The organism is Nostoc sp., from assembly GCF_036917235.1.
GTDB lineage: Bacteria > Cyanobacteriota > Cyanobacteriia > Cyanobacteriales > Nostocaceae > Nostoc.
Genome location: NZ_JBALDU010000005.1, coordinates 1 through 8679 on the forward strand (window position 1 = coordinate 1; position 8679 = coordinate 8679).

Here is an 8679-nt window from a genome sequence, read left to right on the forward strand (position 1 = left end):
CGAAATGGTCATCCTTCCATCACAATTGCTCAAAGATTTCTCTCTAATGATATTGACAAACTTCTTGCCCTTGTGGAATGAATCAGCCCTGCCCTAGCCCCCCTTAAAAAAGGGGGGAACCAAAGTCAAAGTCCCCCTTAAAAGGGAGATTTAGGGGGATCTTCAACGATTTTGGTTTTATACAAAGATGTGTGTACACCGTGGCTCTTCGGGAGGGGAGACAAAGCGCAGCTTGGGGTTTAGTAAGTAATCAAGCGGACACGATATAATTCGGGAATAACATCGATATCCATCGAAATGCGCGATGTATTTCTGCCTCACAATTGATTTTCCAGAGTTTTACTGTAGCTCCTCCTGTTTGGAGTCAATGAATGTATCCTTTGCTATAGATACATCCAAATCAGTGTTGTAACTGATCCATTGCGGTCTGCCGATCTGGATATTTTTTGCTTCAAAGGCTAGCCGCACCCGTAGACGGAACTCTCGCCCCACATACCATTGTTCCATCGGTGCCGTTTTAATCCAGACGCGCACTAACATACCTGTGTGGGAGAGGTCATCAATCCCCAGCACTTCAGGCAATTCTGGTAAGCGATCGCGCCATTCTGGTTCGCTATACAATTGCTGGGATACTTGCCTGAGAATTTCTAAAACATACTTCGGGTCGTTTTCATAAGCCACCACAATAGAAAAGTCTACCCGCGACCAAAGGCGGGTTAAGTTGTTGACATCAGTAATATTGCTATTAGGAATGGTAATTAGCTTACCTTCGCCATTGCGTAGTTGAGTCACGCGCAGGTTGAGATTTTCCACCAGTCCGCTTTTATTCCCGATCTCAATCACATCTCCCACAGCAAATTGATCCTCCATCAAAATTAAGCACCCATTGACCAAATCTTTCATCAAACCTTGGGAACCAAGGGAAATTGCAATACCGATGACAGCACTCCCTGCCAAAATTGAACTAGTGGGTACATTAAAAATGTCTAGAGTCCGCAAGATACCGAAGGTAATGAAAACAAAGGTGATTAATCCTTTTAGTGCCCCAGAAACAGTTGCAGCTCGCAGGGCAATCCGTTGCATTTCACTCAAAGGTAGAGAGGGATGGGTTGTCCAGACATCGGTGATGTAGTCAATTAAGCTTTTGCCAATACGAATGACAACACTGATGAAAAACCAAATAATCAGCAGCGCGAGGGGACGGGCGAAAGCCTCACTCCACCATCTCATCAGGTAGGGGACGCGAGACATGATTACCACAATCCCGATGTACCATACGAGAATAAACGCCCAAAACAGTAGCAAGGTGAGAAAAGAATAGATCCCCAGTTGGCGCTTGAGAGTGAACTGTCGCTGGATGATTTCTAGAAATTGCGATCGCTGATGGGCGATGGTGTGTACCTCTGGTTCGCTGGTGTCGATTGCCTGAATATTGGCCGATGTTTCTGGCTGAGAGGGTTTGACCGCAGCCTGTTTTGCCTCAGCTATATGCTCTTGATAACGAGCTTGCAATACCGTTTGTTTGCGAATTAGAGTTCGCCGCAGGAACCATAACACAACACTGCCCAACACCAAGCCGATGCTGATTTGTAGTGCCTGCCCAACCCGTTGAGACAATACCTGAGGTGAGAAGAGTCGCTCGATGCGTTCCACTTCTGCTTGTAATATTTTTTGCCACTCCTGGGCCAATTCCTCCAGTGTTCTCCCATAATAGTCAGCATCTGGCTCTGTCACTGTCACCAGCCTTAAAGAACGGGTCATTTGATTGTCATTGAGCTGGAGGATTAGGCGGTTATTCAGGGTGGCAACAGAAATTATGGAAGTTTGTTTGGCTTTGTCGGCTCTATCGAGCGCTCGCATCAGCCGTTGCGTAATTTCTTCAGCACGTACTTCCACAGGAAGACTTCCCTCTGGCGGTTCGTCGCGATTAAAAACAGTGGGAGAGACAACCTTAAATAAAAGGTTTTTGTCTAGTGGTGAATTCACGTCGGCAATTTCATATTCACCGAGACGGGTGACGCCTTTAGGCGGTTTGTGCGGATCGTTAGAAGCGGTGGTGGGTGACGAGGGCAGTTGACTGTGGGCGATCGCACCCCAGCCAAACACCATTGCGATCGTCACCACAATGATTAGCACAAACCGAATCGTTAGACGCTGCAAGCGATTAAACGAGAGTATAACCATAGAGAACTATTGCCCAACTGAATATCAGAGGTAGTTGAACTACGTCAACTAGATCGGGTTTTGGATATTAACTAGATATTGCACTATGGTTGTATCTGGGTACAAGATTATTTGCAAACGCATCCATACCAGAGCGATCGCTTCGCTCTTTGTCAGGTAGAAAAAATATTGAACCAAACTCAGTGATAGAGGCACGACCCTAGTGGATGGAGAAACTCATGCTGGGTGGATATATTAAGCGAAATAAGCTACTAACTACAATAAGCCAGACTGCTTAATCCAGGAGTATTTACTAAGTCAGTGTTGACTATCCAACCATTACCAGATAACTCTCCAGGGAAACTTCTGGAAAGGTCGATTTCTACCCAAATGTAATTTTCAGATTTATATGACTTAACTATATTACCTGTAACCAAATTCACAAACACAACTGTATTTGGATAAAGTGTTGTAATAAAAGGTTCTTTTGTACTTGGTTGGCGACGTATAGTTTCCTGTCGTACAATTTGCCGACATACACTGCCAATAGTAGGTTTACTCGATACATTTTGAGCGTTGTTATTCGACTGACAAAATTTCAGCACAGCAGTTTGAATAAACCCTGAAGTCGGAGCTTTAATTCTGACAAATCTATCTCCACTAGCTGGGATATATGCTAAATTAATCTTTGTTTTTGCCGACAATATTCTGATAGCATGGGATGATGTTGAAGGTTCTTTAAAAATTGGAGTATTTATTTTAGTTGCACGACAATTTGACTGTGCAGAATTAAAGGGAGTCTGCGCGATTTGAGCAAATACAGGTACACTCAGAGCAAACGTAGCAATATTTACGAGAGTAAAAATATACAATAACTTCTGAAATTCCACGTTTTTTCCTCAATATCAGTTATGAAAGACTGTACATTAGATTCGGAACTTATCAACTCTGATGTTAAAAGAGCCTAACCAAATTATTTTTAACTATTAGAATATCATATAATGACTTATTACTACTAATTACCAACTACGCGCCATCTCTTAATTATGAATAAAGCCAAGAATAGTGGAATAGTTGAACAGTTTGTTAATACAGTGATGGGGGTAAAGCCTGGGAGTCAACAACAGTCTCTAAACACATCAGTAGCTACTACACAAGAACTAGATATCAAAGCAGTTTTAGTTTATATACTAGGGACTATCTTACAAATATTAGTCATGATTCTCGTGTTACTGGGAATGGAGAAATTAGTAATTTTCATTGATAATAATTCTTCTTTTTCCGGTTGGTTTAGCACCTTATTGACTGGATTGTTTTTTGCTGTATTAAGTATCCGTTCTCGAATTTTTTCTCTTTTAGATAATACCCGTTCTCGTCAGACCTATGACCAGGTAATCAGACCAAGATGGTCGCCTCCACCTTTAGTATTTCCCATAGTTTGGATGATAATTGCTGTTTTGCGGGTAATTTCTTCTGTATTGGTTTGGCAGCAAATGAATCACCAGTTTTTAGTATTACCTTTAATTTTGTTTGTGGTACATTTGGCTTTAGGGGATACTTGGAATACGATTTTTACTGTCGAACGGAGATTAGGTGCTGCTGTACCTGTAGTTATTTTAGGCCCTTGGTTATCTGCTATAGTGGTGACGGCAATTTATTGGCAAACTAATCCTATAGCAGGAATGACTTTATCATTTTCTTGTGTGTGGTTAACTGTAGCTGCTGTCTTGGTATTTAGAATTTGGCAATTAAATGGATCTGAGCCATTGTATCCTTTAAAACTAAGAACTGTGGATCGAGCAATAAATACCCAAAATTCACCTTGAGATCAAAGCCAATTCAAGATACATAAAAAACGGTAGAGCAGTTAACAATAGATATCTTGCATAAGTCGAATCACCCCTCCCCAACCCTCCCCTTGTGAAGGGGAGGGAGCAAGATTTCAAGTTTCCCCCCTTTATATAGCTACGGTGTACACACATCTCTGTACAAACCCAAAATTGTTGGAGATCCCCCTAAATCCCCCTTAAAAAGGGGGACTTTAAGAGACTTTTGCCCCCCTTTTTAAGGTGGGTTGGGGGGATTAAGGGGTGTCTATTTGACTTATCCAAGAGGTCTAATCTACCGTTTTTTAAAATCTTTAAAGGAGTTAGCTTCTAAACTAATTTTATCTGAATCTTTTTTCTTAATCATAATGACAAACATCGCCAAATTCTAAATAGTACCGAAAGTAACACCCTGTTGTTTGAGCCACTTTCGGTATGCTATAGAATAGCGATCACTCGGTAAATGTACTTCTGATTGCAAATCTAAAGGTAAGCGTCGGGGTTGCTGGGACTCGACAATGGCAATATCTTGACTAGCAACTTGATTTTGAATATCTACATACACTTCTACTTTTAGTTCGCGGACACTGTTTACCATTAACCAATATTGCGCCACGCACTCATCTTCCTCGATTGGCGTAATTGTATAGAAGATATTTAAACGATGATCTCCAGGCCCAAGTTTAAAATATGCCACTAGCGGACGGAAAATGCGGTAATCGTAAGTGTTGAAAATCAGTGGTGCTGACAGAGGATTACCGGAATTAAAATCTAGTTCCCACAAACCACATTTGAAACTAATCCCATCTGGAAGAGACTCTAATTCATAGTGCGTCAACTCAGGATGACTGGCGTGGGCAAATAATCCCGAATGCAAAATTGGGAAGTGTGCCGGATCGATGAAATTTTCCAGCACCCGCAGAGGGCTAGAGTGATAGTAGTAAGGGCCACAGAAAATCTTCTGATAGACCGGATTGTACCACTCAGAAAACGGAGCTATGTCTTGTTTTGGTGTCCCTAAACAAACCCAGAGTAGATCGTAACGCTCTTGAACTTGGTAACTTTTAACACAAGCTTGGGCGGGGGGCGATTGTTCGGGACTAGCCGGAACTAGTACACATTTTCCCTCGCTATTAAAAGCTAAACCGTGGTAAGGACAAACAAGAGTCTCTTTGTTGACATATCCTAGAGAAAGACGAGCACCACGATGAGGGCAAACGTCTTGCCAAGCTAAAACTTTGTCGCCATTATGCCAAAGCACTATATTTGAGCCTAATAAGCGCTTGTGCAAAACTGTTCCAGGTTGGAGGTCTTGCGATCGCGCTATTACATGCCAATCATTCAGCAAAATCTGGTCTTGCACCATGAGTATCGACACCTGTCAGGTCAAATACCTATATCTTAATCATCCTGTGGAAAAACTATCAAAGCACTTTTAGGCTTTGTTAACAGATAAATGTGCGATCTCCATGTATGCAAAAACTCAAAGTGGTTGGTGGGAAATTCAGGTTTTACCCCACCCTAACCCTCCCCTTGTAAAGGGGAGGGAACTGGATTTTCTGGTTTTCCCCCTTTACAAGGGGGGATTAAGGGGGGTAATTCAACTTGTGTGTACACGGTAGGTATGTATTGGGGAGGGAACTAGATTCTTGTTTCCCCCGTCGCTTCATTGTTAATCTAAAATAGGTTGCATCGCCCCTGGAGTTAGAAAAGTCTATTTACCAAAGGGAAGCGGTAGTTCGATATTTACTTTGTTCCCTATTTCCATAACATTATTTGCAAAGTCTGTCATACCTGCGATCGGGGCAGCGACTAAAGTAGCAGCAGTTAGTAAAGCTACTAGACGCTCTTTGAGTTTGGGTAAATTGCGTTCTTTTTCTGGCTTTTGAATTTCTGCTTCTACATCATCAATATCAATGATGATGTTGTCGCGGTCTTTTGGAGGGAATTGGGCGGCAGTTTGGCGCAGGTTGCCGATCAGTTGCAGAATTTCGCTGATGTTTGCGCCGCTTGTTTGGTTGAAATTAGAGGCTTGCTGTCTGGCGTTGTCTTTGACTTCGTTGGCAAAGTTGCCGATGTTTGCGTCTTTGAAGTCATTTTGGATTTTATCACCTGCAACGTTATCGCCTTTGCCGAATTGATTGATGGTGTTAGACATAGTTTTTTGGGGTTTGTAATGGAGTTTAAGGAGTTGATGGGCTGGTAAGGCTTGCAGTTCCACAGTTTGTTGCGATTAATAAACGCTAATTCAAAGTTGAGTAACTTCATCCTGTTTTATTGCCTTTGACCCGATCGCCAGCAAAATTATCGCCTTCTCCATGTTGGTTAATGGTTTTAGAACGGCGATCACTAACGTTGAAATTAACTGTAAGAGGTAAGTCATCTCTTTCTATATCAATAAATTCATCGCCTTTTAACTTTCTTTGACGTATTCCAATGTCTTCATAGCCATCTAAAAGTTGACGCAAATCGAGTTTTAATTTTAGTTTGCCGATGGTAATTGTGCTTTCACCCATTGCCTCAAGTCCGAGAAGTTCTTGGTAATCAAGGGGCGGATGATTGGGGTGACTGGGGACGGGAACCCATTCGGTGATTTCGAGATTGGGAAGACTTTTGTGGATTTTTTGGAATACATCGCGGAGAATGCCAAGAAATGAGCGGCGGGTTTCTTTACGTCTGCTAATGGTGATGAAGATTTTTTTGTCTTCGGGATCGGCTTTGATCCGAGCGATGTTGTAGATTTCGTTGTATTGTTGATATTGCAGCATTACGCCACTGCGCCAATAGATTTGGTTATGAATTTTTTCGTGGGTTTTGACGATGAAGCGGGAGATGATGCTTTCGGGGAGAACTTTGTAATGGTATTGAAATTCGAGGGTTTCGCCTTGGAGTTTTGTTTTGTCTGGTTGGTCTTTAGGCAGAAGTCCTGCAATCAAAAATTGTGGTGCCTCACATTCTAGTGCAAAGCAAAGCTCAAATTCTTTCATCAGCCCGATCAGATATTTGTGACGCTCGGTGGGGTATCGCTCTGGATTGAGGATGCGGGTGAGATCGGCAGGGGTGAAAATGCCTTTGGTTTTAGTTTTAAGGTTTTCATCGCTCAAGAGCGCGTAAATGCCTTCTGTCACCCAGTTGGGTTTGAGAACGTTGGTATCTTTAAGGATGGGATGATCGCGGAAGTTGAGAACTAAGCCGAGTCGATGCAGCAAGTCGATTAGTTGCTCTTGGTTTTGTTCTTCGGGAATTTTGTTTTCGTGGCAGATGTTGAGGTAGCGGTTGTAGGTGATGAAGTCTTCAGTCATGGATTCGAGTTTTTGTTTAACCTCAAACCATGTCAAGGGTAGAAGGTCGTAGACTTCTTTGAGTTTGGCGACTTGCTGCAAAATGGCGGTGCGAAGTTTATCAATGCCGATATTGTCTTGGCAGGAGGTTTCGATAATCGCTTGGATGTTAGGATATTTTTCGCGTAATGCCTTGCGGTTGATGTCGAGGGGTTGTTCGTCTTTTTTGTTGCCAACGATAATCACGGGGGACTTTCCGCCGAAGCTTTCGATTAGTTTCAGCCAATATTCGATGCGGTTTTCTTCTTCGCTGGTGCGACAATTACAAACGAGGAGATAGAGGCTGCGCTTAGTCAGAAAAAACTGATGGGTGGCATGATAAATTTCCTGTCCGCCAAAGTCCCAAACATTCAGGCGGATGTCTTTGCTATTGACCTGCACGTTCCAAGTTTCCACATTGAGTCCGTCGGTTTGGGGTTGATTTGTATCATATTTATCGCGGATTAGTCGCTCGATCAGGGATGTTTTGCCGACGCTACCTTGTCCGATGAGTAAGAGTTTGGCTTCGTTGAGTGGACGCACTTCACCGCTACGGAGTAATCGTAAGTAATTGAAAATGTCTTTAACTGAACCAACATTATCAGAAGATCCTAAAATCTCTGGTGAAATAGGAAGCGGATTTCCCCGTAAATCTAGTGTTTCCAATTCCAGCAAACTTTCGATCGCCTCTGGAATCTGGGTTATTTTGTTGTTATGAAGGTCAAGCTGCGTCAGATTAGTTAAATTAGCGATCGCCTCTGGAATCTGGGTTATTTGGTTGTAACTGAGGTCAAGCTGCGTCAGATTGGTTAATTTAGCGATCGCCTCTGGAATCTGGGTTATTTTGTTGCGAGTGAGGTGAAGCTGCGTCAGATTGGTTAATTTAGCGATCGCCTCTGGAATCTGGGTTATTTGGTTATCACTGAGGTGAAGCTGCGTCAGATTGGTTAATTTAGCGATCACCTCTGGAATCTGGGTTATTTGATTGTCAAAGAGGTAAAGCTCCGTCAGATTGGTTAAATTAGCAATCGCCTCTGGAATCTGGGTTATTTGGTTGTCACTGAGGTGAAGCTGCGTCAGATTGGTTAATTTAGCGATCGCCTCTGGAATCTGGGTTATTTGGTTGTCACTGAGGTCAAGCTGCGTCAGATTGGTTAATTTAGCGATCGCCTCTGGAATCTGGGTTATTTTGTTGTAACTGAGGTGAAGCTGCGTCAGATTGGTTAATTTAGCGATCGCCTCTGGAATCTGGGTTATTTTGTTGTAACTGAGGTGAAGCTGCGTCAGATTGGTTAATTTAGCGATCGCCTCTGGAATCTGGGTTATTTGGTTGTTATAGAGGATAAGCTGCGTCAGATTGGTTAATTTAG

General features: G+C 42.7%; 7 protein-coding genes. 1 reads left to right on the forward strand and 6 read right to left on the reverse strand.

From position 1 onward, the window contains the following. Positions 1 to 339 precede the first annotated feature (339 nt). The 3 genes from V7K44_RS01440 to V7K44_RS01450 are packed head-to-tail and all read right to left on the reverse strand — an operon-like array spanning position 340 to position 3053. Entirely contained in the window at positions 340 to 2184 is a 1845-nt protein-coding gene (locus tag V7K44_RS01440) for a mechanosensitive ion channel family protein (RefSeq protein WP_334927946.1), read from the reverse strand. Positions 2185 to 2232: 48 nt separating this feature from the next. Then, positions 2233 to 2379: a hypothetical protein gene (locus V7K44_RS01445; RefSeq protein ID WP_334927948.1), complete on the reverse strand. Its 147-nt coding sequence runs from the start codon at positions 2377 to 2379 to the stop codon at positions 2233 to 2235. 56 nt (positions 2380 to 2435) lie between these two features. Continuing rightward, positions 2436 to 3053, reverse strand: coding sequence for a hypothetical protein (locus tag V7K44_RS01450; protein WP_334927950.1), 618 nt, complete (start codon positions 3051 to 3053; stop codon positions 2436 to 2438). Between the two features lie 156 nt (positions 3054 to 3209). Between V7K44_RS01450 and V7K44_RS01455 the strand changes: the two genes are divergently transcribed. Continuing rightward, complete coding sequence (locus tag V7K44_RS01455; protein ID WP_334927952.1) at positions 3210 to 3989, forward strand: TspO/MBR family protein; 780 nt, start codon at positions 3210 to 3212, stop codon at positions 3987 to 3989. 388 nt (positions 3990 to 4377) lie between these two features. Here V7K44_RS01455 and V7K44_RS01460 read toward each other — a convergent pair whose 3' ends face one another. The 3 genes from V7K44_RS01460 to V7K44_RS01470 form a co-directional block, all read right to left on the reverse strand. Beyond that, the gene (locus V7K44_RS01460) at positions 4378 to 5355 is read right to left on the reverse strand and encodes an aromatic ring-hydroxylating dioxygenase subunit alpha (protein ID WP_334927954.1); all 978 of its coding nucleotides are present in this window, start codon (positions 5353 to 5355) and stop codon (positions 4378 to 4380) included. A 348-nt stretch (positions 5356 to 5703) separates the two neighbouring features. Next, complete coding sequence (locus tag V7K44_RS01465; RefSeq protein ID WP_334927956.1) at positions 5704 to 6210, reverse strand: hypothetical protein; 507 nt, start codon at positions 6208 to 6210, stop codon at positions 5704 to 5706. Positions 6211 to 6253: 43 nt separating this feature from the next. Further along, the coding region (locus tag V7K44_RS01470) for a leucine-rich repeat domain-containing protein (RefSeq protein ID WP_334927958.1) at positions 6254 to 8679 on the reverse strand (2426 nt) is incomplete at its 5' end.